At 67.0% G+C, this 24,615-nt stretch carries 27 protein-coding genes; 16 read left to right on the top strand and 11 right to left on the bottom strand.

Annotation, left to right across the window (positions count from 1 at the left end):
* The first annotated feature begins 128 nt into the window (after positions 1–128).
* Together ACM14_RS13245 and ACM14_RS13240 are read left to right on the top strand one after the other, a co-directional pair.
* Positions 129–623 (top strand): hypothetical protein, encoded by a 495-nt coding sequence (locus tag ACM14_RS13245; RefSeq protein ID WP_065346379.1) that lies wholly within the window; start codon positions 129–131, stop codon positions 621–623.
* 237 nt (positions 624–860) lie between these two features.
* Positions 861–2,285: a dihydrolipoyl dehydrogenase gene (locus ACM14_RS13240; RefSeq protein WP_065346378.1), complete on the top strand. Its 1,425-nt coding sequence runs from the start codon at positions 861–863 to the stop codon at positions 2,283–2,285.
* 28 nt (positions 2,286–2,313) lie between these two features.
* Here the strand turns inward: ACM14_RS13240 and ACM14_RS13235 are convergent, their stop codons facing one another.
* Positions 2,314–4,128, bottom strand: coding sequence for an ABC transporter ATP-binding protein/permease (locus ACM14_RS13235; RefSeq protein WP_065346377.1), 1,815 nt, complete (start codon positions 4,126–4,128; stop codon positions 2,314–2,316).
* Between the two features lie 297 nt (positions 4,129–4,425).
* On the opposite strand from ACM14_RS13235, the gene ACM14_RS13230 reads away from it, so the two are divergent.
* From ACM14_RS13230 to ACM14_RS13220, 3 genes are read left to right on the top strand one after another with little or no spacing between them, the layout of a single operon-like run.
* A complete protein-coding gene (locus ACM14_RS13230) occupies positions 4,426–5,037 on the top strand; it encodes a chromate transporter (RefSeq protein ID WP_065346376.1) in 612 nt (203 codons plus the stop codon).
* Positions 5,034–5,642, top strand: a complete 609-nt coding sequence (locus ACM14_RS13225) for a chromate transporter (protein WP_065346375.1) — start codon at positions 5,034–5,036, stop codon at positions 5,640–5,642. Before ACM14_RS13230 ends, ACM14_RS13225 begins: the two co-directional genes overlap by 4 nt.
* 46 nt (positions 5,643–5,688) lie before the next feature.
* Positions 5,689–6,669: an aldo/keto reductase gene (locus tag ACM14_RS13220; RefSeq protein WP_013802191.1), complete on the top strand. Its 981-nt coding sequence runs from the start codon at positions 5,689–5,691 to the stop codon at positions 6,667–6,669.
* A gap of 44 nt (positions 6,670–6,713) precedes the next feature.
* Here the strand turns inward: ACM14_RS13220 and ACM14_RS13215 are convergent, their stop codons facing one another.
* A complete protein-coding gene (locus tag ACM14_RS13215; protein WP_013802190.1) occupies positions 6,714–7,502 on the bottom strand; it encodes an NAD-dependent deacylase in 789 nt (262 codons plus the stop codon).
* 55 nt (positions 7,503–7,557) lie between these two features.
* Positions 7,558–8,196: a TetR/AcrR family transcriptional regulator gene (locus ACM14_RS13210; RefSeq protein WP_065346374.1), complete on the bottom strand. Its 639-nt coding sequence runs from the start codon at positions 8,194–8,196 to the stop codon at positions 7,558–7,560.
* A 222-nt stretch (positions 8,197–8,418) separates the two neighbouring features.
* Between ACM14_RS13210 and ACM14_RS13205 the strand changes: the two genes are divergently transcribed.
* The 5 genes from ACM14_RS13205 to ACM14_RS13185 all read left to right on the top strand — a co-directional run bounded on the left by ACM14_RS13205 (position 8,419) and on the right by ACM14_RS13185 (position 10,756).
* Entirely contained in the window at positions 8,419–8,922 is a 504-nt protein-coding gene (locus ACM14_RS13205; RefSeq protein WP_065346373.1) for a VOC family protein, read from the top strand.
* 68 nt (positions 8,923–8,990) lie between these two features.
* Entirely contained in the window at positions 8,991–9,413 is a 423-nt protein-coding gene (locus ACM14_RS13200) for a VOC family protein (protein WP_034394280.1), read from the top strand.
* A 47-nt stretch (positions 9,414–9,460) separates the two neighbouring features.
* A complete protein-coding gene (locus tag ACM14_RS13195) occupies positions 9,461–9,844 on the top strand; it encodes a VOC family protein (protein WP_013802186.1) in 384 nt (127 codons plus the stop codon).
* An 8-nt stretch (positions 9,845–9,852) separates the two neighbouring features.
* Positions 9,853–10,329: an SRPBCC family protein gene (locus tag ACM14_RS13190; protein ID WP_065346372.1), complete on the top strand. Its 477-nt coding sequence runs from the start codon at positions 9,853–9,855 to the stop codon at positions 10,327–10,329.
* 25 nt (positions 10,330–10,354) lie between these two features.
* A complete protein-coding gene (locus tag ACM14_RS13185) occupies positions 10,355–10,756 on the top strand; it encodes a DUF1428 domain-containing protein (protein ID WP_034394298.1) in 402 nt (133 codons plus the stop codon).
* Here ACM14_RS13185 and rlmB read toward each other — a convergent pair.
* Positions 10,753–11,544: a 23S rRNA (guanosine(2251)-2'-O)-methyltransferase RlmB gene (gene rlmB, locus ACM14_RS13180; RefSeq protein WP_012205857.1), complete on the bottom strand. Its 792-nt coding sequence runs from the start codon at positions 11,542–11,544 to the stop codon at positions 10,753–10,755. The genes ACM14_RS13185 and rlmB overlap by 4 nt on opposite strands.
* A 217-nt stretch (positions 11,545–11,761) precedes the next feature.
* Between rlmB and sstT the strand changes: the two genes are divergently transcribed.
* On the top strand, positions 11,762–12,985 hold the full coding sequence (sstT, locus tag ACM14_RS13175) for a serine/threonine transporter SstT (protein WP_013802183.1): 1,224 nt from the start codon (positions 11,762–11,764) through the stop codon (positions 12,983–12,985).
* Positions 12,986–13,010: 25 nt separating this feature from the next.
* Here the strand turns inward: sstT and ACM14_RS13170 are convergent, their stop codons facing one another.
* Complete coding sequence (locus ACM14_RS13170; RefSeq protein WP_013802182.1) at positions 13,011–13,721, bottom strand: ABC transporter ATP-binding protein; 711 nt, start codon at positions 13,719–13,721, stop codon at positions 13,011–13,013.
* A gap of 16 nt (positions 13,722–13,737) precedes the next feature.
* Between ACM14_RS13170 and ACM14_RS13165 the strand changes: the two genes are divergently transcribed.
* Positions 13,738–14,403 carry an arylesterase gene (locus ACM14_RS13165; protein ID WP_034398647.1) on the top strand — a complete coding sequence of 222 codons (666 nt, stop codon included), beginning with the start codon at positions 13,738–13,740 and terminating at the stop codon, positions 14,401–14,403.
* A gap of 19 nt (positions 14,404–14,422) precedes the next feature.
* On the opposite strand, the gene ACM14_RS30630 is transcribed toward ACM14_RS13165, so the two are convergent.
* The 5 genes from ACM14_RS30630 to ACM14_RS13145 form a co-directional block, all read right to left on the bottom strand.
* Entirely contained in the window at positions 14,423–14,608 is a 186-nt protein-coding gene (locus ACM14_RS30630; protein ID WP_084027362.1) for a hypothetical protein, read from the bottom strand.
* A gap of 64 nt (positions 14,609–14,672) precedes the next feature.
* The gene (locus ACM14_RS13160) at positions 14,673–15,482 is read right to left on the bottom strand and encodes a DUF2189 domain-containing protein (protein ID WP_065346371.1); all 810 of its coding nucleotides are present in this window, start codon (positions 15,480–15,482) and stop codon (positions 14,673–14,675) included.
* A 112-nt stretch (positions 15,483–15,594) separates the two neighbouring features.
* A complete protein-coding gene (locus ACM14_RS13155; RefSeq protein ID WP_065346370.1) occupies positions 15,595–17,346 on the bottom strand; it encodes an alkaline phosphatase in 1,752 nt (583 codons plus the stop codon).
* Between the two features lie 98 nt (positions 17,347–17,444).
* Positions 17,445–18,674: a PLP-dependent transferase gene (locus ACM14_RS13150; RefSeq protein WP_065346395.1), complete on the bottom strand. Its 1,230-nt coding sequence runs from the start codon at positions 18,672–18,674 to the stop codon at positions 17,445–17,447.
* A 100-nt stretch (positions 18,675–18,774) separates the two neighbouring features.
* Positions 18,775–19,245 (bottom strand): BON domain-containing protein, encoded by a 471-nt coding sequence (locus tag ACM14_RS13145; RefSeq protein ID WP_013802176.1) that lies wholly within the window; start codon positions 19,243–19,245, stop codon positions 18,775–18,777.
* Between the two features lie 150 nt (positions 19,246–19,395).
* Here ACM14_RS13145 and ACM14_RS13140 point away from each other — a divergent pair, with 150 nt between their 5' ends.
* The 4 genes from ACM14_RS13140 (at position 19,396) to ACM14_RS13125 (ending at position 23,650) form a co-directional block, all read left to right on the top strand.
* Positions 19,396–21,141, top strand: coding sequence for a SulP family inorganic anion transporter (locus ACM14_RS13140; RefSeq protein WP_065346369.1), 1,746 nt, complete (start codon positions 19,396–19,398; stop codon positions 21,139–21,141).
* Positions 21,092–21,955: a GGDEF domain-containing protein gene (locus ACM14_RS13135; RefSeq protein ID WP_013802174.1), complete on the top strand. Its 864-nt coding sequence runs from the start codon at positions 21,092–21,094 to the stop codon at positions 21,953–21,955. Before ACM14_RS13140 ends, ACM14_RS13135 begins: the two co-directional genes overlap by 50 nt.
* Entirely contained in the window at positions 21,942–22,811 is an 870-nt protein-coding gene (locus tag ACM14_RS13130) for a MinD/ParA family protein (RefSeq protein ID WP_013802173.1), read from the top strand. The genes ACM14_RS13135 and ACM14_RS13130 overlap by 14 nt, the downstream gene beginning before the upstream one ends.
* Positions 22,812–22,876: 65 nt before the next feature.
* The gene (locus tag ACM14_RS13125; RefSeq protein ID WP_065346368.1) at positions 22,877–23,650 is read left to right on the top strand and encodes a sulfurtransferase; all 774 of its coding nucleotides are present in this window, start codon (positions 22,877–22,879) and stop codon (positions 23,648–23,650) included.
* Positions 23,651–23,750: 100 nt separating this feature from the next.
* Here the strand turns inward: ACM14_RS13125 and ACM14_RS13120 are convergent, their stop codons facing one another.
* A complete protein-coding gene (locus ACM14_RS13120; RefSeq protein WP_065346367.1) occupies positions 23,751–24,530 on the bottom strand; it encodes an IclR family transcriptional regulator in 780 nt (259 codons plus the stop codon).
* Positions 24,531–24,615 lie beyond the last annotated feature (85 nt).

The raw sequence follows: 24,615 nt of genomic DNA, 5'->3' as shown, positions 1-24,615 counted from the left end.
AATCAAAACAACAAAAACAATCAACAAAATCAAAGGCTTGCACAAGAATCCCCCATCAATAATTGTCTCATCGGCATCCGGGATTCAGGCCATGCCACAGCGCAGCGCCATATGAATGGGAGCTTTCCATGGCAATCAGACACTGCCTGACATCCGACAGCGCATGGCCGAATGGCGCAATTCGCCGCCGCTGGAGTCCCGCAGAACTGCTTGCACTCGAACGCTGGGCCGGCGTCCTGCCCGTGCAGGTGATCTGCCGCCGGCTGAACCGCAGCGAACGCTCCGTTCGCTGCCAGATGCACAGGCGCGGCCTGAGCACCCGGGTCCGCGAGGGCGTCGGGCTGCGGCAGGTCTGCGAGGACCTGCAGTTGTCCGCCCGGACGGTGAAGGCCTTCATCCTCGATGGCCGCCTGCGCCTGCACAGCGCACAGGTGCATGGCGGGGTGGTGGCGCAGCTTGATTGGTCCCTGCGCCGCTGGCTGCAGACGGCGCAAAGCCGCTTGTGCCGTGTCAGCCATTTGAGGGTTACCGAGACATCTCTCAGGCGCTTTGCGCGGGAAGCGGATGTCGGCGCATCAGGCAGCCGCACGGACGCGGCATGGCAACACTGGGCATCCGGCTAGCCCCTGCGCGGCACGGGCCGGGCGCTGAATGTCCAGCAGCGGTTTCGGCCCTTCGCCTACGACTGCCGCGAGCGCCAGCATGCAGACTGGCACGCATGTCCCATGGCAGGCGAGGCAGTCATCTCGACCATCTGTCGGCACTTCAGTCGGCACTCCCGTCGGCACACCTTTCGGCACATCCACCGGCAGCGGAGACCTCCACGGGACCTGGTGCCACAGTCAAAGGAATCAGACAGCATGAAAAACCCACCCACCACCGCCCTCGACGTGATCATCGTCGGTGCCGGCTCGGCCGGACTGTCGGCGCTGCGCGAGGTGCGCAAGCACACGGAGCATTTCGCCATCGTCAACGACGGGCCCTGGGGAACGACCTGTGCGCGGGTGGGATGCATGCCGTCCAAGTTGCTGATCGAGGCGGCCAACGCCTTCCATGCACGCCATCACTTCGATACCTTCGGCATACGCGGTGCGAGCGGGCTGCAGCTGGACCTGCCCGCCGTTTTGCGCCGCGTGCGCAAGCTGCGCGACGAGTTCGTGGCAAGCACGATCAAGGCCACGGAGGGCCTGGGCTGGCGGGCCATCGACGGGCGTGCCAGGCTGCTGGCAGCCAATCGGATCGAGGTCAACGGCAAGGTGCTGGCTGCGCGCAAGCTCATCCTCGCTCCGGGCTCCAGCCCCGTGGTGCCGGAGGAATGGAAGCGCTTTGGCAAGCGCATCCTGACCACGGACACCTTGTTCGAACGCAAGACGCTGGGCCCGCGCGTGGCCGTCGTCGGCCTGGGTCCGCTGGGCGTGGAGATTGCACAGGCGCTGGCACGGCTGGGACTGGAGGTCACCGCACTGGGACGCGGCCCGAAGCTTGCCGGCCTGTCCGACCCGAATGTCACCGACGCATTGCGGCATCTGCTTGAGAAAGAGATGACGGTGATCACCGACCATGAAGTGCAGTTGAGCAAGGGCCCGGACAGCAGCATCGTCGTGCGTGCAGGCGACACCCGCATCGTCGTGGACCATGTGGTGGCCGCCATGGGCCGGCGCCCGCAGCTCGAAGGCCTGGGCCTTGAGACACTGGGGCTTGAGCTGGACGAGCACGGGCAGCCGCCCGTGAGCCGGCAGACACTGCAAGTCGGCGAGCTGCCGCTGTTCCTCGCGGGCGATGCCAATGGCGACCGCCCCTTGTTGCATGAGGCCGTGGACGAAGGCCATATCGCAGGCACCAACGCCATGGCAGAGAACGTGGCCTGCTTTGAGCGGCGCACGCCGCTGTCCATTGTCTTCAGCTCGCCCAACGCGGCCGTGGTGGGCCAGCCCATGAAGGCGCTGCTGGGGCAGGACTTCGTGGTGGGCCGCGTGGACTTTGCGCACCAGGGGCGTGCACGCGCTGCGCAGCGCAACGCGGGCCTGCTTCATGTCTATGCGGACCCGGCCAGCGGCCTGCTGCTGGGCGCGGAAATGTGTGCACCGGGCGGCGAGCATCTGGCCCATCTGCTGGCCCTGGCCGTGCAGCAGCAACTGACCGTGCACGAGTTGCTGCGTGCGCCCTTCTACCACCCCGTGCTGGAAGAGGGCCTGCGCACCGCCCTGCGCGACGCGGTAAGCCAGTTGCGCGAGCCGCCGCCGTCCGACCTGGGCAACTGCGATCCCTTGCCCATGGACGATTGATCTCGCGCGGCCCAGGGCCGCACGCGGATCAAGCCCGGGGCGCGCTCTGCGGTGCGCTTCCTTCCGACAGCGTCCACCCGCCATTGCCATCGACCGCCAGCGCGTGGGTATGGAAACCCGCCAGCGTGCTGCGGTGGCCCACGCTCACCAGCATGGTCGAGCGCATCTGCTCGCGCAGCAGGGTGTACAGCGCATGCTCCAGGCCCTCATCCATGGCCGAGGTGGATTCATCGAGAAAGACGATGGCGGGCCGGTTGAACAGCACGCGGGCAAAGGCCAGGCGCTGCTGCTCGCCAATCGACAGGATGCGGGACCAATCCTGGTTCACATCCAGCTTGTCCGCCAGATGGGCTAGGCTGACCTGGCGCAGCGCCTGCTGCAGCCGCTCGTCATCCTGCGGCGATGCATCGGCGGGATAGGCAATAGCCGTGCGCAGGTCACCCAGCGGCAGATACGGACGCTGAGACAGGAACAGCGCCTGGTGGCCACCCGGGCGGCCCACCGTGCCTTCGGCGTGCGGCCACAGGCCGGCAATGGACCGCAGCAAGGTGGTCTTGCCGCTGCCCGAAGGCCCCTTGATCAGCAGCGCCTGGCCGGGAATGAGCTTCAGTTGCAGGCCGCTGAGCAGGTGGTGGCCATCAGGGCGGCTGACCTGCAGGTCCTCGATGTCCAGGGCGCCGGGTTGCTCTCTGTGGACGACCTGGGGCAGTTCGCGGGTCTGGGCATTGGCATCCAGAAAGCCGCACAGGCTGTCCAGCGCAGCGCGGTACTGGGCGAAGGTGTCGTAGGAGGTTCGGAAGAAGGACAGCGCATCCTGCACCTGCCCAAAGGCCTGCGAGGTCTGCATCACATCACCGAGCTTGATGGCACCGCTGAAAAAGCGCGGCGCCTGCAGCAGAAAGGGAAAGACCACGGCCACCTGGTTGACGGTGAGGTTGAAGCCGTCGAACTTCAGGCTGCGGTAGACCAGCGCCCAGACATTGGCGATCAATGCCGAGAAGCGCGTCAAAAGCGTGTTGCGTTCGATGGCCGCGCCCTGGTAGAAGGCGATGTTCTCCGCGTATTCGCGCACGCGCACCAGGGCGTAGCGGAAGTTGGCGGTGAGCCTCTCGTTCAGGAAGTTCAGCCGGATCAGCGGCTGGCCCAGGCGAAAGGCGATCAGCGTGGCGACGATCACATAGACGTAGACCGCAAAGACCATGGCCCGCGGAACCTCCACGCCCGCCACGGCAATGGGCGCGGACAGCCCCCAGAGAATGCCCGTGAACGCTACCAGCGAGACCACCGCGCTGACGGCACCCAGCGCCAGGGTCAGCGAGTTCGAGACAAAGGTGTTCACATCCAGCTCGATGCGCTGGTCGGGGTTGTCCACCGGCTCGTCCAGGAAGTGGCTGCGGTAGTAGGCATCGCCGCGCATCCAGTCGGTGGTCACGCGCTCATTGAGCCAGACCCGCCAGCGGATGCGGAACGCCTGGTTCACATAGAAATTGAACAGCTCGCGCAGGATGTGGATGGTGGCCAGCACCGCGAAGATGCCCAGAAATCGCCAAAAGCCCTTCTGGTCCAGCTCCTGCAGCGCGCTGTAGAACCCGTTGTACCAGTAGGAAAACAGCACGTTCATGCGCACAGAGACCAGGGCCAGCACCAGCATGAACACCAGCAGCGGCCACCAGCTGTTTCTGGGGTGCAGGAACGGGCCGGCCAGCTGCCAGAACTGCCGACCCCAGCGGGTGAATCGCACCACCAGCAGCGCCACGGCCGCGAAAGCCACGACGGTGATCACTGATGCCGCCGCCAGCCAGACCAGGCTTTCCTGCAGCGCCTTGCTCCAATCCATGTCCATGCCGGAGATCCTCGGGTTGTGTGGGTGGAGAGAATCTACTCCTGTTCAGGCAGGCAGGCAGGCAGGCCGGCGGGCAGGCCCGGGTGCATGCCGGCAGCAAGCCATCTGCGCTTGCAATGCCCCCATCGCCGTTGCCGATGGGGCCGCTGCCGACGAGGCCGCTGCGCAGGATTAATATTCCGTGCGTGCCACCCCGAGGCAGGCACGGAGACAGGATCGGCCCGCACGGTTCCACCCCATGACAACAGCGATGCCGTCCCCGGGCCCTGCCCGGGCGGCCCAGATACAAGCCAGAACATGCCCGCATCGCCGCCCCAGGCTTCCCCGCCACACGACACCGCCGATGCGCCTGCACAGCGCCCCGCCCCCGCCAACCTGCGCGACCTGTTCTGGTCCTTCACCTGGCTGGCCCTGCAGGGCTTTGGCGGCGTGCTGGCTGTGGTGCAGCGCGAGCTGGTCGAGAAAAAGCGCTGGCTGACCAACGACGAGTTCATGGAGGACTGGGCCGTGGCCCAGATCATGCCCGGGCCCAATGTGGTCAACCTGTCCATCACTATTGGCGAGCGCTACTTCGGCTGGCGTGGTGCCGTGGTGGCCGTGTGCGGGATGCTGTGCTTTCCCATGCTGCTGGTGCTGACGCTGACCGTGATCTATTCGCAGCTGGCCGACCACCCCGCCATGGCCGGGGCGCTGCGCGGCATGGGCGCCGTCGCGGCCGGCCTGGTGGCGGGCATGGGGCTGAAGCTGACCAGCACGCTGAGCCGACACCCGCTGGGGCGCTGGTGCAGCGCGGCCCTGGCGCTGGCCTCGTTCATTGCCATGGCCGTGCTGCGCGTGCCGCTGGCCTGGGTGCTGCTGGTGGTCGGCGGTGCCGGCTGCGTGCTGACCTGGAGAAAGCTCGCCCCATGAACGCCGCCCAACAGATCGCCCTGAACCTGCAGCCCGCCGACTGGCTGCAGTTGCTGCTGTATTTCCTGACGCTGTCGCTGATGGCCGTGGGCGGCGCCATTGCCACGGCGCCCGACATGCACCGCTTTCTGGTCGATGGCCACGGCTGGCTCAGCGAGGCGCAGTTCAGCAGCTCCATCGCCATCGCCCAGGCGGCGCCCGGGCCCAATGTTCTCTTCATCGCCCTGCTGGGCTGGAACCTGGGCCTGAACGCGGGCGGGGGCACCGGGCCGCTGGCATGGACCTTTGGCGCGCTGGGCGTGACCATCTGCATGGTCGGCATCCTGCTGCCCAGCTCCCTGCTGGCCTGGCAGGCCTCGCGCTGGGGCCAGCGCAACAGGAACCGGCGCGGCGTACGTGCCTTCAAGCAGGGCATGGGGCCGCTGGTCATCGGGCTGCTGCTGGCCACGGGCTGGCTGCTGGGCAGCGCCAGCGGCCGCCCGGCACAGGACTGGCGCCTGTGGCTGCTGACCCTGGCCTGCGCCCTGCTGGTGTGGCGCACGCGCATCCACCTGCTGTGGCTGCTGGGTGCGGGCGCGCTGCTGGGTGCGCTGGGCTGGATCTGAGAGGTCCTGAGGACTACCCTGGTTTTTTCGTCAAAAGGAGCCGTACATGGCGCAAGCCCCTTCCCTTCGTTCCCTGGGCCGCAGCGGCCTGCAGGTCTCGCCGCTGTGCTTTGGCGGCAATGTCTTCGGCTGGACCGTGGACGAGGCCACGTCGTTCTCGCTGCTCGACGCCTGGCTGGATGCCGGCATGAACTTCATCGACACGGCCGACGTGTACTCGCGTTGGGCGCCGGGCCATGCGGGCGGCGAGTCGGAGACCGTGATCGGCAAATGGCTCAGGCGCAGCGGACGGCGCGCCGACATCGTGCTGGCCACCAAGGTCGGCAAGGACATGGGCGAGGGCCGGGTGGGCCTGCGCCCCGAGTACATCCGCCAGGCCGTGGATGCCTCGCTGCAGCGCCTGCAGACGGACTACATCGACCTGTACCAGTCGCATGACGACGACGCCAGCGTGCCGCTGGCCGATACCCTGGGCGCCTTTGCAGACCTGATCGCCGCAGGCAAGGTGCGGGCCATCGGCGCCTCCAACCACAGCGCGCCGCGCCTGGCCGAGGCCCTGCGCACCAGCGCCGAGCTGGGCCTGCCGCGCTACGAGAGCCTGCAGCCGCTGTACAACCTGTACGACCGCGCCGTGCTCGAGCGCGATCTGGCGCCGCTGTGCGCGGCCGAGCAGGTGGGCATCATCAACTTCTATGCGCTGGCAGCAGGTTTTCTGACGGGCAAGTACCGCAGCAGCGAAGACGCAGCCAAGAGTGCGCGCGGCGGCAAGACCGTGGCCACCTACCTGAACCCGCGCGGCCTGCGCATTGTGCAGGCCCTGGACGCCGTGGCCGCGCGCCTGAACAGCCAGCCCGCGTGCGTGGCCCTGGCCTGGCAGATGCAGCGCCCGTTTGTGACTTCGCCCATCGCAAGCGCGACCTCGCTGGCCCAGTTGCAGCAACTGGTGCAGGCCACGCGCCTGCAGCTGTCGGCTCAGGACGTGGCCGAGCTCAACCAGGCCAGTCAGGAAGAAGGCGCAAGGGACTGACCTGCGCAGGCCAGGGCAGCCTGCCCGCCCTGGCCCAGGGCCTCTCAGCCCGCCAGCAGCGCGGGCAGGATCTGGGCCGATGGGCCGCGCAGGCACTGGTGCGCTGCGTCATCCAGCTCGGAAGGTGCCGGGTTGATGACGGCCACGTGCGCGCCTGCCCGGCGCGCGATTCGGGCCAGCCCCGCTGCCGGATACACGGCGCCCGAGGTGCCGACCACCAGCAGTACCTCGCAGCGCTGCACGGCAGCCTCGGCGGCCTGCCATACGCCCATGGGCAGGGACTCGCCGAACCAGACCACGCCCGGGCGCACCAGGTTGCCGCAAACAGGGCACTGCGGAGGCTCGCCAGGGTTCTGCCCGGCCAGGTCGCAGCAGGCGCGGGGCCGCTCGAGCCAGCGGTCGCGCATCAACTCGCCATGCAGGCACAGCACGCCGGGGCTGCCCGCGCGCTGGTGCAGGCCATCCACGTTCTGCGTGACCAGGGTCATGCGGCCCGGGTGCTGCAAGGCCCACTGCGCCAGCGCATGGTGGCCTGCATTGGGCTGCACTGCCGCCACGGCCTCGCGCCGGTGCGCATACCACTGCCACACGCGCTGCGGATGGGCGCGAAAGCCCGCCTCGCTGGCCATGTCCTGCGGGTTGAACTGCGCCCAGTAGCTGTTCTTGTCATCGCGGAACGTGGGCACGCCGGACTCGGCACTGACGCCTGCGCCCGTGAGCACGGCGATGTGCGCTGCATGCGCGATGCGCTCGCGCAGCTCGTGGAGCTCACCCTGGCCGGGCAGTTCAGCGGCAGCCGCAGGCAGCGAAGTGGGGGAAGGTTCGTCGGGCATTGGAGGGCGAAGGAAAAAAGCAGGCCATTGTGCGGCAGCGCCGCCCCAGGGCGCATCAAATTCCTTTTTCCACCATCTCCAACAGGCGCAGCGCCAGCGCACGCCGCTGCTCGGGTGTGGCACGGCGCAGCGGGCCGTCGATCACCAGCAAGGCCATGCCGTGCACGGCCGACCAGGCCAGGAACTCGGCCTGGGGACGGCGCTCGGGCGGCAGCACGCCGGCCTCGGCCATGCTGTCCAGCGCGTAGCCCAGCAGCTCGAACGGGTTCAGGCCCATGGCCGCCGCACGCGTGGTGTCGGGCGGCAGGTCCACGTCGTACTCGATGGAGGCAAAGGCCGTGCGGAACCAGCCGGTCTCCGTCTGGGCAAAGCCCAGGTAGCCCCGGCCCACGGCAGCCAGCAAGGCGCGTGAGCGCTGCAGCGCATCGGGCAGGGCACGGGCCTGGACCATTTCGGCCTCGATGGCCGCGGCCAGTGCGCCCAGGGCCGCAGCGCGCACGGCGTCAAACAAGGCCTGGCGATTGGCAAAGTGGCGATAGGCGGCATTCGGCGCCACGCCCGCCCGGCGCGTAGCCTCGCGCAGCACGATGGCCTGGGGACCACCTTCACGCGCCAGTGCCAGGCCAGCCTCGACCAGGGCCTGGCGCAGGTCGCCGTGGTGGTATGACTCACGCCTGACACGTCGCTGCGTCACTGTTTTGCTTCCTTTTTTTCTGCATGACCACGTCACACATAAGGGACGACAGCCTTGCCCCGCCGATTTACAGCTTGACACCGAAGCTGACAGCGCCTGATGTGGACAGCGTCCATTTTAGTCCCTAGCATATGTGAACGGCGTACACACGCCGGGCAGAAATCGATAAAAAGCCGGCATCGAACGGCAAAAACGGTTTTCACCGTCACCAAGGAGACAAGCATGGCTTTGCACACCGGCCGCATCCAGCCCTGCCTCTGGTTTGACAACCAGGGCGAGCAGGCGGCGCGCTTCTATACGGAAGTCTTTCCCGATTCCCGCATCACGGCCATTGCCCGCTATGGCGAAGCCGGCCACGACATCCACGGCAGGCCGGCGGGCAGCGTGATGACAGTGCAATTCGAGCTGGACGGCCAGCCCTTTCTGGCGCTCAACGGCGGCCCGATGTTCCGCTTCAACGAGGCCGTCTCGCTGATGGTCAGTTGCGAAACGCAGGACGAGATAGACCACTACTGGGGCGCCCTGTCCGAGGGCGGCGACCCGGCGGCGCGTCAATGCGGCTGGCTCAAGGACCGCCATGGCCTGTCGTGGCAAATCGTTCCGGCCCAGATGGCGGGCTGGATGGGGGGCCCCGACATGGCCGCCGCCCAGCGCGTGATGCAGGCCCTGCTGGGCATGCAAAAGCTGGACATCGCCGCTCTTGAGCGCGCGCATGACGGCCGCTGAGGCCTCCTGCGCCCATCCTCCCACTCCTCTCCCCCGCCCCTCGCCACCATCCACTTCAGGAGCGTCCCATGCAATTCATTCCCTATCTGAACTTCAACGGCAACTGCGCCGAGGCCTTTGCCTTCTACGCCAGGCTGTTCGGCGGCACCATCGTGCACCAGAGCACCTTTGGCGAGACACCGGGCATGGAGCAGATGCCCGATTCCGCCAAGGGGCTCATCATGCATGCCCACCTGCAGATCAAGGACCAGGCGCTGATGGCCTCGGACGCCACCGACAACTGCGGTGGCGGCGGCTACCAGCAGGCCCAGGGCATGTGGATCTCGATCGGCGTGGACGACGCCACCGAAGGCGGCCGCATCTTCAACGCGCTGGCTGAAGGCGGCAAGGTGACCATGCCCTTCCAGGCCACGTTCTGGTCGCCGGGCTTTGGCATGGTGACGGACCGCTTCAACACACCCTGGATGGTCAACGTCAAGGGCGAGGCCTGAACAAGGCCGGCCGACACATTGCCTCTGTCACCCAAGAAGGAGTCTTCATGAACGCCAACCCAGTCGTCTGGTTCGAGATCCATGTGCAGGACATGGCGCGTGCGCGCCGGTTCTATGAAACCGTCTTCCAGGGCAAGCTGGAGCATCTGCCCGCGCCCGATGGCTCCGACAGCCAGGAGATGCTGTCCTTTCCGATGGACATGACAGGCCCCGGCGCGGGCGGAATGCTGGTGCGGATGGACGGCGCACCTTCCGGCGGCGGCGGCACCCTGGTCTATTTCGGCTGCGAGGACTGCGCCATCGAACAGGGCCGCGTCGAGGCCGCAGGCGGGCGCATCGAGCAGGCCAAATTCTCCATAGGCCCCCACGGGCACTGCGCCGTCGTGGTGGACACCGAGGGCAACCGAATCGGCCTGCATTCCATGCAATGAGGAGCGCCATGACAGCACAAGACCTTCCCGAACACGCCAACGACCTGGTGCTCACGCGCCTGCTGGACATTCCTGCCGACAGGCTCTACCGCTGCTGGACCGAACCCGCGCTGATCCAGCAATGGTTTGCGCCCAGCCCCTGGAGCGTGTCCCGCGTGGACAACGATGTGCGGCCCGGCGGCCACAGCCTCATCGTCATGCGCAGCCCTGAAGGCCAGGAGATGCCCGGCAGCGGCGTCTACCTGGAAGTCATTCCCACCCGGCGCCTGGTCTTCACCGACGCCTTCACCCAAGGCTGGGTGCCAGCCGACAAGCCCTTCATGACGGGCATCGTCACCTTCGACCCCGAAGGCAGCCAGACCCGCTATACCGCCCGGGTGCGCCATTGGAATGCCGCCGACCGCGCCCAGCACGAGGCCATGGGTTTTCACACCGGCTGGGGCCAGTGCACGGACCAGCTGGCCGAGCTCGCAGCCCGGCTCTGAAGCCGGATTTCACCAGGAGAGAGCCATGCACTACATCGACGGATTCGTGCTGCCCGTTCCCCGGGCCAACCTGCAGGCCTACCGCGAGGTGGCGCAGGCCGCAGGCAAGGTATGGATGGAGTACGGCGCGCTGCAGTACTGGGAATGCGCGGGCGACGACGTGCCCATGGGCAAGCTGACCTCGTTTCCCCAGGCCGTGCAGCTCAAGGAAGGCGAGATCGTGTTCTTCTCATGGATCATCTATGCGTCGCGCGCGGAGCGCGACCGCATCAATGCCGCCGTCATGAAGGACCCGCGCATTGCCTCCATGGACCCGGCCACCATGCCCTTCGACGCCAAGCGCATGTTCTGGGGCGGCTTCGAGAGCGTGGTGGAACTGGGCACGGGTGAGGGTGCAAGTGCGGGCGCCAGCGGCGCGCCGGCCTAGATCTGGTCAGCCGGGGCGGCAGACACGGCAGGCGTGGTGCCCTGGCCGCGCTGGCGCAGCGCTTCGTACAGGCACACGCCGCTGGCCACGGACACGTTGAGGCTGGAGACGGCGCCCATCATGGGGATGCCGATCAGCTCGTCGCAGGTCTTGCGCGTGAGCTGGCGCATGCCGTCGCCTTCGGCGCCCAGCACCAGGGCCGTGGGGCCCGTGAGGTCCACCTCGTACAGGGTCTTGGGCGCATCGTCGCTGGTGCCGATGATCCAGATGTCGCGCTCCTTGAGCTCATTGAGCGTGCGCGCCAGGTTGGTGACCATGAAATAGGGCACGGTCTCGGCCGCGCCGCTGGCCACCTTGGCCACGGTGGCGTTCACGCCTACCGCATGGTCCTTGGGCGCAATCACCGCATGGGCGCCGGCGCCATCGGCCACGCGCAGGCAGGCCCCCAGGTTGTGCGGATCGGTCACGCCGTCCAGCACCAGCAGCAGGGGCTTGCTGATGCCGTCAGCCTCCAGCTGCTCCAGCAATTCGTCCAGCGAATGCACCTGGGCCACGGCCTCCACGCGCGCGGCCACGCCCTGGTGGCCATGGCTGCCAGCCAGCTTGGCTAGGCGTTCACCGTCGGCCTCGATCAGCCGGACGCCGGCCGACTTGGCGCGGTCGAGGAACTGCCGCATGCGCGCATCGCGGCGCGTGGCCTCGTAGTAGACCTCGATGATGGATTGGGGCGCGGTCTTCATGCGCACGCCGACGGCGTGGAAGCCGAAGAGAACTTTGGGGGACGACATGGGGCGCAATTATCCCGCCAATTGAGCGGTGCCCCGGGCCCCGCCTTGCGAAGCCCGTCTGCGCGCAACGGCTCCTGTGGTTTTTACGTAGCCGCTACACTGCGCGGCTTGGCCGCCTTCCAGCAGCCCTGCACATTGCGGCATGCACCGTAGCCACGGGCATGCCGCTTTGCATTTTTCCATCGCTTGAGTTTTTTCCTTTTCTTTGCCAACCATCATGCTCAAAGCCCTCTTCGCCCGGCTTGCCCGCACCAGCCTGGTCGGCCAGATCGCCATCAGCCTGGTCGCTGGCGGCCTGCTGGCCTGGCTCTGGCCCGAGGCCGCCCAGTCCGTGTCCCTGCTGGGCACGCTGTTCATCTCCGCCCTCAAGGCCGTGGCGCCCGTGCTGGTGCTGCTGCTGGTGGTCTCGGCCACCAGCAACCACCGGCCTGGCCAGGCCACGCAGATCCGCCCCATCCTGTGGCTGTATGTGCTGGGCACCTTTGCGGCGGCCGTGGTCGCCGTGGCGGCCAGCATGGCCTTCCCTTCCACCATCCAGTTCAAGGATGCCGCCCCGGCCCAGGGCGCGCCCGGGCGCATTGGCGAAGTGCTGATGGCCCTGGTGCAAAGCGCCTTCGACAACCCCGTGCGTGCGCTGATGAATGCCAACTACATCGGCATCCTCGCCTGGGCACTGGCCATGGGCATGGCCCTGCGTCATGCCTCGGAGTCCACGCGCACCGTGATGCAGGACCTGGGCCAGGCCATCACCCGCGTGATCCAGGGCGTGATCCGTCTGGCGCCGCTGGGCATCTTCGGCCTGGTGGCAGGCACCTTTGCCCAGTCGGGCCTGGAAAAGCTGCTGGACTACGCGCACCTGCTGGCCGTGCTGCTGGGCTGCATGCTCTTCGTGGCCCTGGTGGTGAACCCGCTCATCGTCTGGACACAGACGCGCCGCAACCCCTATCCGCTGGTGCTGACCTGCCTGCGCGAGAGCGCGGTGACGGCCTTCTTCACGCGCAGCTCGGCCGCCAACATTCCGGTGAACCTGGCGCTGGCCAAGCGCCTGGGCCTGGATGAGGACACCTACAGCGTCTCCATCCCGCTGGGCGCCACCATCAACATGGCCGGCGCCGCCGTCACCATCAGCGTGCTCTCGCTGGCTGCGGCCCATACGCTGGGCATCGAGGTCGATCTGCTGACCGCCATCTTGCTGTGCGTGGTGTCCGCGGTCTGCGCCTGCGGCGCCTCGGGCGTGGCCGGCGGCTCGCTGCTGCTGATTCCACTGGCCTGCAGCCTGTTCGGCATCTCCAACGATCTGGCCATGCAGGTGGTTGGCGTGGGCTTTGTGATCGGCGTGATCCAGGACTCGGCCGAAACCGCGCTGAACTCCTCGACCGACGTGATCTTCACGGCGGCTGCCTGCGAGGCAGCCGGGCGCCGTGAGGCCGTGGCGGCCTGAGCGCCACCCCTTGCTGGCGCCCCGATCAGGCCGCCAGCGCCTGCCCCTCTTCGATGCTGGCGACGCGGCCGGCCTCGATGGTCACGCGGCGCTCGCAGCGCGCGGCGATGGCTCGGTCATGAGTGACCATGACCAGCGTCGTGCCGCGTTCGCGGTTGAGCGCGAACATCAGCTCCATGATGGTTTCGCCGGTCGCAAAGTCCAGGCTGCCCGTGGGCTCGTCGGCCAGCAGCACGGCGGGCTCGACCACGAAGGCGCGGGCCAGCGCCACGCGCTGCTGCTCGCCGCCCGACAGCAGCTTGGGATAGTGACCCAGGCGCTGGCCCAGGCCCACGCGCTCCAGCATCTCGGTGGCGCGGCGGCGGGCCTCGCGGCTGCCTGCCAGCTCCAGCGGTAGCATCACGTTCTCCAGCGCCGTCAGATTGCCCAGCAGCTGGAAGCTCTGAAACACAAAGCCGAGCTTTTGCGCGCGCACGGCGGCGCGTGCATCTTCATCCAGCGCGAACATGTCTTGGCCCTGCAGCCGCACCGTGCCGCGCGTGGGCGTATCCAGGCCGGCAAGAATGGACAGCAGCGTGCTTTTGCCCGAGCCCGAGGCACCGACGATGGCCACGGTTTCCCTTGCGGCAAAACGCAGATCGATATCCCGCAGAATATCCAGTGTTCCGGTCGAATCGCTGACCGACTTGAAGACATGCTCGACTTCGATCAGGGGCTGGGCAGTGCTTTGTGACATGGAGGATGGGAAGACGATGCAAGACAAGCTGCGCGCAATGCGCCGACGCCGCCACTTTATATCGGCCGGCTTGGCCTTCGGCCTGCTGGGTACTTGGACGGCCACGTCCACGTGGGCAGCCGAGACGGGCCCGCTGCTGGTGCTGGGCGACTCGCTGAGTGCCGAATACGGACTGGCCCGTGGCACGGGCTGGGTGGCACTGCTGCAAAAGCGCCTGCAGGAGAGCCCAAAGAATGTGCCGCTGGTCAACGCCAGCGTGAGCGGCGAGACCACCTCGGGCGGCCGCTCTCGCCTGCCTGCCTTGCTCAAGCAGCACAAGCCATCGGTGGTGGTGATCGAATTGGGTGGCAACGATGCGCTGCGGGGTCTGCCGCTGCAAAGCACGCAGGGCAATCTGGACGCCATGGTGCGCGCGGCCCGGGATGCCGGAGCCAAGGTGCTGCTGGTGGGCATGCAGGTGCCGCCCAACTATGGCAGCGGCTATACGCGCCAGTTCGAGCAGTTGTTTGCCAAGGTGGCGCAGGAGCAGAAGGTGCCGCTGGTGCCCTTCCTGCTGGCCGGCATCGGTGATGCGGCCGATTCGGCCCAGTGGTTCCAGGCCGACCGCATCCACCCCACGGCCAAGGCCCAGCCGCGCATGCTGGACAACGTCTGGCCCCAGCTCAGCAAGCTGCTGCCCTGAGCTCAGGGCAGGCAGGGTGTCAGTTGCTGCGGCCTTCCTCGCCGGGACGGGCTGCTGCAGGAGATGCCTGCGCATTACCTTCTGAGCCGCCGCCCTCATGGTCGTCGGGTCTTTTTTCAGCCTTGGCCTTCTCCTTCTCTAGCTTCTTCTGCTTCTTGGCCAGTTCGCGCTGGCGTTTTTCATAGGCGTAATTGGGTGTCGCCACAGGTGGACTCCTCTGTTGTTGCAAGCCCCACTGTAGCCGCAAGACGGGGCCTGCCAGGAAAACCTCAGGATATGGTGGACGCAGGCACGGCGGAATCGCCCACGCTGCAACGGTATGCATGCCAACTGGCACAGCCCAGCAAAGGCCCCACCAGCAGCAGGCCCGCGCCATGCCACCACAGGGAAACCGCCACCAGCACGGTGATGATCGCGGCCCACTGCAGCATGACGGCCAGGTTCAGGCCGACCACGCGCATGCTGGTGATGCAAGCCGTGAGCGCATCGCAGCCCCGGTCCAGCATGGCCGGCAGCGCCACCACCATGCTGGCGAATACCAGGGCCGCGAAGGCGCCGCCGACCAGCAGGTAGATGGCCAGGAATTCCCAGTTCTCGGGCCGCGCCACGGCCTGCAGCATGCCGGCCGTGGTCGGCATGCCGGTATCGAAGAACACGGCAAAGACCACCATGGAGGCGCGCGCCCAGAGCATCTCCAGCACCAGCAGCACCATGACCAGCATGCCCATGCTGCCCATCTGCGTGTCCCAGCAGGTCAGCGAGCTGCTCAGTTGGGGCGGCAAGCCCCGCTCCAGCCGGCGGCTGGTGTCGTACAGGCCCATGGCCAGGAAGGGGCCGATGAGCAGGCAGCCGCTGGCCATGGCCATGCTGTATTCCGGGCTGGCGCGGAACACCCAGCCGATCAGCAGGGCCATGGCCCAGAAGCACAGGCCGTAGAACAGCGCCACGCCGGGCGCACGCCGCAGATCGCGCCAGCCCAGGGCCAGCCAGCGCCAGGGATCGGCCATGCGCAGCAGTTGCACCTGCAGCATGCCCGCCGGGTTGTCGGAAGCTTTCTCGGGAGCGGGGGATGCCTGCATGCCTGGACCTCCTGGATCAGCGAGTCCAAAGTTATCGCAGCCATGGCACTGCTGCCATGGCGGAAACTACCGAGGCCCGCCCAGACACCCAGGTCTGTACCCGAGTCTGCACTCAGGCCTGGACCAGCTTGCCCGGCTGGCCGGGCAGCACCTTCCAGGCCGCATCGCGCACAGCCTGGTACTGGCGGCTGAACACGGTGTCCACGTAGATCCACTCGGCCTGGCAGGCCTGCGGCGTGGCCGTGACGATCATGTAGCCACGGCGCGAGGTATCGCAGTACTTGAGCGTGGAGATGAATTGCAGCAGCGCGCCACGCAACTGGGACGGGTCCTGGCCCGACAGATATTCCTCGAAACCCGGCGAGCTGACGGACGAGGTGGCGAACTCCACGCCCACGGCCTGCCCGCTGCGGTCACGCAGTTCGCTGGCCCAGGCATTGTGGGTGTCGCCCGCCAGCACGACCAGGTTCTTGCCCAGGCTGCGCGCCGTGGCCAGCACGGTCTCGCGTGCCACGGCATAGCCGTCCCAGGCATCGAGGTTGTAGGGAATGCTGGGCTGGGCCAGGATGGCCTTTTCCGCCGCCGTCAGGCTGGCCGGGTTCGCCTGCGCCTTGGTCAGCAGCGCCGCGTAGGCCGGCAGCGAAACACCGCTGCCGGGGCTGAGTATGTCCATCAGCAAGGGCGCCGGCAGCTCCATGCGCCCCATCAGCACCTGCTGGCCCAGCATCTGCCAGGTGGCCTGCGAGGCCGCCAGCTGCTGGCCCAGCCACTGGGTCTGGGTGACGCCCATGAGCTGGCGCGCAGGATTGGCCATGTCGGAGGTGAAGCGTGCCGCGTCCAGGCCCTGGGCGGTGAAGTAGTCGGCGTAGTCCAGTTGTTTGTCGCGGCCGATGACGCGCGTATCCAGCATGTGCAGCGCCAGCAGGTCGCCGAAGGCGAAGCTGCGGTAGATGATCTCGGGCTGCGCGTTGCGCGTGGGCATCCACTCGTGATAGGCCTTGAGCGCGGCCACCTTGCGCAGTTCGAAATCGCCCTCGGTGGCCGGCTGGTGGTTTTCGGCGCCGTGCATCCAGGTGTCGTTGGAGACTTCGTGATCGTCCCAGACGGCGATCATGGGCGCTGCCGCATGCAGGGCCTGCAGGTCGGCATCGCTCTTGTACTGGGCATGGCGCTGGCGGTAGTCGGCCAGGCTGACGATTTCGTTGGCCGGCAGGCTCTGGCGCTGCATGGCTTCGGCCTTGCCATTGGCATAGCCTCCGCGTGCGTACTCATAGATGTAGTCGCCCAGGTGCACGGTGGCATCCAGGTCGCCCTGGCGCGCGGCATGCGCGTAGACGTTGAAGTAGCCCGCCGGGTAGTTGGCGCAGGAGAACACGGCCAGCTTGACCTGCTGCACGGCGCCCACGGGCAGGGTGCGCGTGCGGCCCGTGGCGCTGGTCATGCCCTGGCAGCGAAAGCGGTAGTGGTAGCGCGTGGCCGGCTTGAGGCCCGTGGCGTCGGCCTTGAAGGTGAAGTCCTGGGTGGCGCGCGCCATGGCCTTGCCCGACACCACGATGGTCTTGAAGTCGGCGTCCGAGGCCAGCTCCCACTCCACCTCGATGTCGCTGGAATGGCCCTGGGGTGGCGTCACGCGGGTCCAGAGGATGACGCGGTCACTCAACGGGTCGCCGCTGGCCACGCCGTGGCGGAACTCGACGGGAATGCTGCTGTCGCCATCGGAGCCGCCGCAGCCGGCCAGTGGCAGCGCCAGGGCCGATGCGCCCATGCCGCGCACGAAATGGCGGCGGCTGGCCACGATGCCGGACCCATTGGACGCGGTCTTCGCGTGCTGCAGGATATTGGTGATGCTCTCTTTGTGCTTCATGCTGGACCAGGGCCTGGAGGCCCCCGTGGGATGGTATGAAGCCAACGAGCATCGGTGTTGCCGGTGACAGGCGCATGTCACCGGCGCCTGGCGCTCAACTATGCGAACGCGGCGGCCAGGGCCTGCTCCAGGTCGGCACGCAGGTCCTGCACGGCCTCCAGGCCGATGGCAAAGCGCACCACAGTGCCGCTGCGCAGCTGGGGCGTGGGGCAGCTGCGCATGGACGGCAGCTCATAGGGCACGACCAGGCTGATGGGACCGCCCCAGCTGTAGCCGATCTTGAACAGGCGCAGGCTGTCGCAGAAGCGGTCCACGGCCGGCTGGCCGTGGCGCGGGTCGATGACCACGCTGAACAGGCCGGCCGCCACGCCCTCGCCGCCGCCGGCGGCTCCGCACAGGGCCTTCCAGTTCTCGTGGCCCGGAGCGCCTTCCAGCGCGGGATGCAGCACCTGGACCACGGCCGGCTGCTGCTGCAGCCAGCGCGCCAGCTCGCGCGCGGCGCGGTCCTGTGCGTGATAGCGCAGCGCAATGCTGGGCAGCGAGCGCAGCACGGCCTCGGTGTCGTTGCCGCCCACGCCCAGGCCCAGGCGCATATGGGCCAGCTTGATGCGCATGTGCAGCGCCTGGTCGCGCGTGATGATGCTGCCCATGAGCACATCGCCGCCGCCGCTGGGGTACTTGGTCAGCGCATGGACGGTGGCGTCCACCCCCAGGCTGTGCGAGCCGTCGCCCAGCAGGTCGAAGGGATTGAAGGCCAGGCCCGCGCCCCAGGTGTTGTCCAGCACGGTGGTGATGCCGCGCGCGCGGCACAGGCGCACCATGGCGATGAGGTCAGGGAACTCCATGGTCACCGAGCCCGGCGCCTCCAGCCAGACCAAACGCGTCTTGGGCGTGATTTTGGCTTCGAGGTCGGCAACATCCATGGCGTCATAGCACTGGTGGCGCACGCCGAAATGGGCCAGCTCGCCCTCGCTCAGGGTCTTGTTGGGACCGTAGGCGTTGTCGGGCAGCAGCATCTCGTCGCCGGTGCGCAGCAGGGCCAGGGAGGTGGTGGCGATGGCCGCCAGGCCGCTGGGCACCAGCAGGCATTGAAGGCCGCCTTCCAGCGCGCTCAGTCGCTCTTCCAGCAAGAAGGTGGTGGGCGTGCCGTGCAGGCCGTAGGTGTAGCTGCTCTTGTCCAGCCACTGGCGGCGGCGCATGGCCGCCACGTTCTCGAAGATCACCGTCGAGGCCTTGTGCACCGGCGGCTGCGGTGCGACAAAGCCTTCGGGCGGCTGGTAGGGATGGTGGATGAGATGGGTGCTGATCTGCAGGTCGGGTGTGCTCATGCAGCGCATCTTATGCGCTGGGCCACGGCGTTCAGGCATAAAAAAACCAGGCGGACGAAGCGCCTGGTTTTCATTGGGGGAGCAAAGCCGGTGGCTGCGATCAGCTGGCCTTGATCTCCAGCATGTTGCTGACGTTGTTCACGCCCTTGACGGCCTTGGCAATGTCGCCGGCGCGCATCTTGAGCGCATCGCTGGGCACCGAGCCGGTCAGCGTGACGGCGCCGGCCTTGGTGTCCACGTCGATCTTGAGGGCGGAAATATCGGGTTCCTTGATCAGGTCGGCCTTGATCTGGGCGGTGATGCCTGCATCGTCGAGCGCGGCGCCTGCCTGGCTCATGGCGTTGTTGGTGGCCGTTTCGGCCTTCATCGCGCCTTCCTCGATCTTGGTGCCGGCGCTGCTCATGGCGTTGTCGATCTTCTGGCCTGCGCTTTGCGCGGCCTGCTGGGACTGCTGGACGGCGGAGTCGAGCTTCTGGCCGGCAGTGTCTTCGGTCTTGCCGCATGCGGCGAGGCCGAAGGCCAGGGCGGACACGGCGAGGATGTGGCAGCAGCGTTGGGTGATGAAAGTCATGCGGTTACTCCTTGAATAGTTGTGAGGCGGTCAACACAGGCCTCGACTTTATTTATGGCCCTGGGACAAACCCATACGACGCCGACGCAAGCGCCTGTAGGACAAGCCCGAACATCCCGGCACCATCCAGTTAGCATGACAATAGCGGCCATGCATTCCCTGGCGCGCTGGTTTCCCTTCCTGGCATGGCCCAAACCCTCGGCAGCCGTGCTGCGCGGGGAGTTCTGGGCAGGTCTCACCGTTGGTCTGATGCTTCTGCCCCAGGGCGTGGCCTATGCAGCGCTTGCCGGCATGCCGCTGATCACCGGCATTTACGCCTCCATCGTCCCTGCCCTGGTGGCCGTGATGTTCAGCGGCTCGCCGCGCCTGGGTGTGGGGCCCACCGCCTTGAGTGCACTGCTGATCGGCGCCTCCCTCACGGGCCTGGCCGAACCCGGCTCCGCGCACTGGGTGGCCCTGGCCGCCTGGATGGCGATTCTTTCGGGCCTGGTGCAGTGGTCGCTGGGCCTGATGCGCGCCGGCTGGCTGCTCAACCTGGTGACCTCGCCCGTGCTCACGGGTTTCACACAGGCGGCAGCGCTGCTGATCCTGGCCTCGCAGTTGCCCACCCTGCTGGGACTGCGTTCGACCTGGAGCGCGGTCTGGAACACGCCTTCGCTGCAGCTTTTCGACTGGCAGTCCATCCTCTACGGCATTGCCAGCATTGCGCTGCTGGTGCTGGCCAAGCGCTGGCGTGCGGCCTTTCCCTCGGCCATCTTCATCATTGCGCTGACCGGCGTGATCAGCTGGGCCACGGACTTTGCCGATAACGGTGGCGCCGTGGTCGGCCACCTGCCGGCAGGCCTGCCCAGCTTCCAATTGCCGGGATTGCTGAGCTGGGACGAGTTCGGCGCCCTGGTGATGCCGGTGCTGGTGATCTCGCTGGTGAGCTTTCTGGAGACGGCCTCCAGCGCCCAGGTGGAGCATCAGCAGGCCGGCACGCGCTGGAACGAGAACCAGGACCTGGTCGCCCAGGGGCTGTCCAAGATCAGTGCAGGCCTGTTCGGCAGCTTTGCCACCAGCGCCTCGTTCTCGCGCTCGGCCGTGAACCTGCTGGCCGGCGCCAAGACAGGCTGGTCCAACGTGTTCTCCATCCTGCTGGTGGTCATCGTGGTGCTGTGGTTCATCCCGGCGCTGTACCACGTGCCCAAGGCGGCGCTGGCGGCCATCGTGATCACGGCCGTGGTCAACCTGGTCAAGCCGCGCGTGCTGCTGCAGTTGTTCAAGGTGTCGCGCGTGGAGGGCAGCATTGCGCTGGCCACGCTGCTGCTGACCATCGTCACGGCGCCGCGCATGTACTGGGGCGTGTTCGCGGGCATTGTGCTGAGCCTGGGCTACTTCCTCTACCAGCGCCTGCATCCGCGCATCATCGAAGTGGGCCAGCATCCCGACGGCAGCCTGCGCGACCGCAACCTCTGGCAACTGCCGCCGCTGGCGCCGGGCCTGCTGGCCCTGCGCATGGATGCCGAGCTGGACTTCGGCTCGGCCTCGGCCCTGGAGCGTCGTATCGGTGACGAATGGGCGCTGCGCCCGGAGACACACCATCTGTGCCTGCTGGCCCAGCCCATCAACCGCATCGACGTGACGGGCGTGGAGACCTTCGTGCGCCTGCAACTGCTGGCGGCCAAGCGCAGCGGCGTGCTGCATGTGGTGGGCCTGAAGCTGCCGGCCGAACAGGTGCTGCTGCGGGCGGGCGCCCTGCACCGCGGACCGCACCTGCGGCTGTACCGCACCGATGCGGAATTCCTCGCCGCCCTTGCCCTGCCGCCGTTCGTGCCTGCACCAGGATCAACATCTGTTACCTCCGATGGTGCAAAAGTCGATGCCGGCGCGGCGACAATCGAGCCTACACACTGATACACTTCACTGGCTTTTCATTCAGCCCTCCGTGACTGCCCCCGCATCCCACCAATCCGTATACCTGCGCGACCTGCGCCTGGCCACAGCCCACGCGCTGGTTACCCACGCTGGTGGGGCGGTCCATCTGCCCACGGATTCGCCGACGCGATATCTGCAGGCGCTGATCGATGAACTGTGCTCGCTGTCGCTGCGCGACCCGCTCACGGGGCTGGCCAACCGCCGCCATTTCCGCACCATTGCAGAGCGCGAGATCGACCGCGTGGCGCGGTCTGGCGAAGCGGCCCTGATGCTGATGCTGGACATCGACCATTTCAAGCAGATCAACGACCAGCACGGCCATATCGTGGGCGACCGGGTTCTGCAGTCGGTGGCCCGTACCCTGACCAATTGCGTGCGCCCCATGGACACTCTGGCCCGCTACGGAGGAGAGGAATTCGCCATCGTGCTGCCCGCCTGCCCTGCGACCTTCGGTGTCTCCGTGGCCGAACGCATACGCAGCGCCATCGAGCGCATGCCGGTGGTCATCTCACCCACGCTGACACTGCAGATCACCATCAGCATCGGCGGCGCCTATGCGCTGCAGTGGATACGCAGCACCACAACCTTGTGGACCGAGCGTGCCGACAAACAGTTGTACCTGGCCAAATCCGCCGGCCGCAACCGCGTGCACATTGAAGAACAACCTGACAGTACGGTAAGCGCGGAGGAAAAAAGCCTGCTTTTCGGACCTTTGTATGCCCCGTCCCCGTTTGACAATGGGCTGAATCCAGATATTGCAACCGATGTGGACCCCGAAGATGGACTCCGCTGATAGCCAGGTGGTAAGCGACAACGCCATTCCCCACCCCTCCCTGCCCGCTGCCGTTCCGATGAGCGATGCCGTGCGCGCCAAGCCGCGCGGACACATCATCGCCGTGACCAGCGGCAAGGGCGGCGTGGGCAAGACCTTCGTTTCGGCCAATCTGGCCGCAGCGCTGACACGCCATGGCCTCAAGGTCCTGGTGCTTGACGCCGACCTGGGTCTGGCCAACCTGGATGTGGTGCTCAACCTCTACCCCAAGGTCACGCTGCACGATGTATTCACCGGCCGTTCCTCGCTGGAGGAAGCCATCCTGCCCGCGCCCGGCGGCTACTCGGTGCTGCTGGCCGGCTCCGGGATGATCGAGTACTCGCGGCTCACGCCCGAGATCCGCCAGCAGTTCACGCACACCATCGAGACACTGGCCCCGCGCTACGACATCGTGCTGCTGGACACCGGCGCAGGCATCTCGGACGTGGTGCTGTTCTCCGTGTCCATGGCCACCGAGGTGCTGGTCATCGCCACGCCCGAGCCCACCTCGCTGACCGATGCCTATGCGGCCATCAAGGTGCTGGCCATCCAGCAAAAACGCCAGCAGATCCGCCTGGCCATCAACCAGGCGGCACGCCCCGGAGATGGCCGCGCCATCACGGGCCAGCTGCAGCAGGTGCTCAACCGCTTTGTCAACACGGCCTCCGGCGAGCCATTGCGGCTCACGCACCTGGGCGATATTCCATCCGACCCGGCCGTGCGCGAGGCGGTGATGCGCCGCCAGTTGCTGCTGCAGTCCATGCCCGGCGCACCGGCTTCGCTGGCAGTGGCCCAGCTGGCCAATAAAATCAAGGCCCTGCTGGTGTCGGGCGGCTGATCGGGTCGCCTCTCGCCGGCGCCCCGATCCAACCCGCGGCCTGTGCCGCACCCGCCTGCCTGCCCGTGTCCGACATCCTCAATATTTCCTGCTACAAGTTCACGCCGCTGCCCGATGCAGCGGCGCTGCGCGACACCCTGGCCGAACGCGCCCAGGCCCTGGCGCTCAAGGGCACCATCCTCCTGGCCGAGGAAGGCATCAACTTCTTCCTGGCCGGCCCCGCCCAGGCGGTTCACAGCTTCGTTGACCAGTTGCGCGCCGATGAGCGCTTTGCCGACCTGGCCCCCAAGGAGAGCTGGTCCGACACCGTGCCGTTTCGCAAGATGCTGGTCAAGGTCAAGCGCGAGATCATCCGCATGGACCACCCCACCATCCGCCCGGCAGAGGGCCGCGCGCCATCGGTCAGCCCCGCCACGCTGCGCCGCTGGCTGGAACAGGGCCACGATGACGAGGGCCGCGAGGTGGTGACGCTGGACACGCGCAACGACTTCGAGGTCGATGCCGGCGCCTTCAAGGACACCATCGACTGGCGCATCACCAAGTTCACCGAGTTCCCGCCCGCGCTGCGCGCCCACAAGGCCGAGCTGGCCGACAAGACCGTGGTCAGCTACTGCACGGGCGGCATACGCTGCGAGAAGGCCGCCATCCTGATGCGGGACGAAGGCCTGGAGCATGTCTACCAGTTGGAAGGCGGCATCCTCAAGTACTTCGAGGAAACCGACGGCGCCTTCTATGACGGCGGCTGCTTCGTCTTTGACGAGCGCCGGGCCGTGGACGCGGACCTGTCGGCCGCACCCCAGCTGGAGCATCCGAAGGCCCAGGAGACTCCGTCTCCATAGACCGGTCCCCCAGCCCTGACTTGAAGCCCCGGGGCATGCACGCCACGCTTGCGGCGTGCGACACCAATGCAGCTGCACCGACCGCCGCATCGGCCGCTGTTCAACCCAGGGCACGCACCGAGTTGCTGAGCGAGCGGGCGCAGGCCAGCAGCCCTGGGCCCAGGCGGGCTTGCGCTTCCTCCACCGTCCATCGGCTGGTCGGCGCGACGATGTGCACGGCAGCCACGGGGCGGCCATGGCTGCCGATGACGGGCGCGCCCAGCGTCATGTCGCCCAGAAAGAGTTCCTCCCGGTTGATGGCATAGCCGCGCCGACGCGCCTGGGCCAGCTCATCGAGGATGGCGGCCTCGTCCGTGATGGTGAAACGTGTGTGCGCGGTTCGCTCGCTCTGGCGCAGCAGGGCCAGGGCTTCTTCATCGGGCAGTGCGCTCAGCCAGGCTCGCCCCGAGGCAGTGCAGTACATGGGGATGCGGCTGCCAATGGGCATGTGCACCGGCACAAACTGGGCGCTGATGAAGCGTGCCACGTAGACCATCTCCAGCCCGTCGGGCTCGGTCAGACAGGTGGTCTCGGTCGTGATCTTGGTCAGCTCCGAAAGATACGGATTGGCCAGGTCGATCACCGGATTGGCCGCCAGGTAGTTGTAGCCCACGCGCATGACGCGCGGCGCGAGCTGGTAGCGCCGGGTTTGCGGATGCTTGCGGACATAGCCCAGTTGCTCCAGCGTGAACACCATGCGTTGCGCCGAGCTTTTGTTGATGCCCGCAGCGGCAGCCACATCGGCCAGCGTCATGCTCCGGTGCTGCGCGCTGAAGGCGCAGAGCACGGCCAGGCCCTTCTCCAGCGACTGGTTGAACAGTGGGTTGGTGTCGTCATCCATCGGTGACGAAGCGGGTTGAGGCGTTGCTTGCATGGCGCAAGTATAGGCATCCACTTCCAAAGAATCGCATATCGATTTCTTTGAA

The sequence above is a fragment of the Delftia sp. JD2 genome (assembly GCF_001682645.1).
In the GTDB taxonomy this organism is placed as follows: domain Bacteria; phylum Pseudomonadota; class Gammaproteobacteria; order Burkholderiales; family Burkholderiaceae_C; genus Comamonas; species Comamonas acidovorans.
Note: the sequence above shows the minus strand (reverse complement) of the source record. Positions and strands in the feature narration are given on the sequence as shown.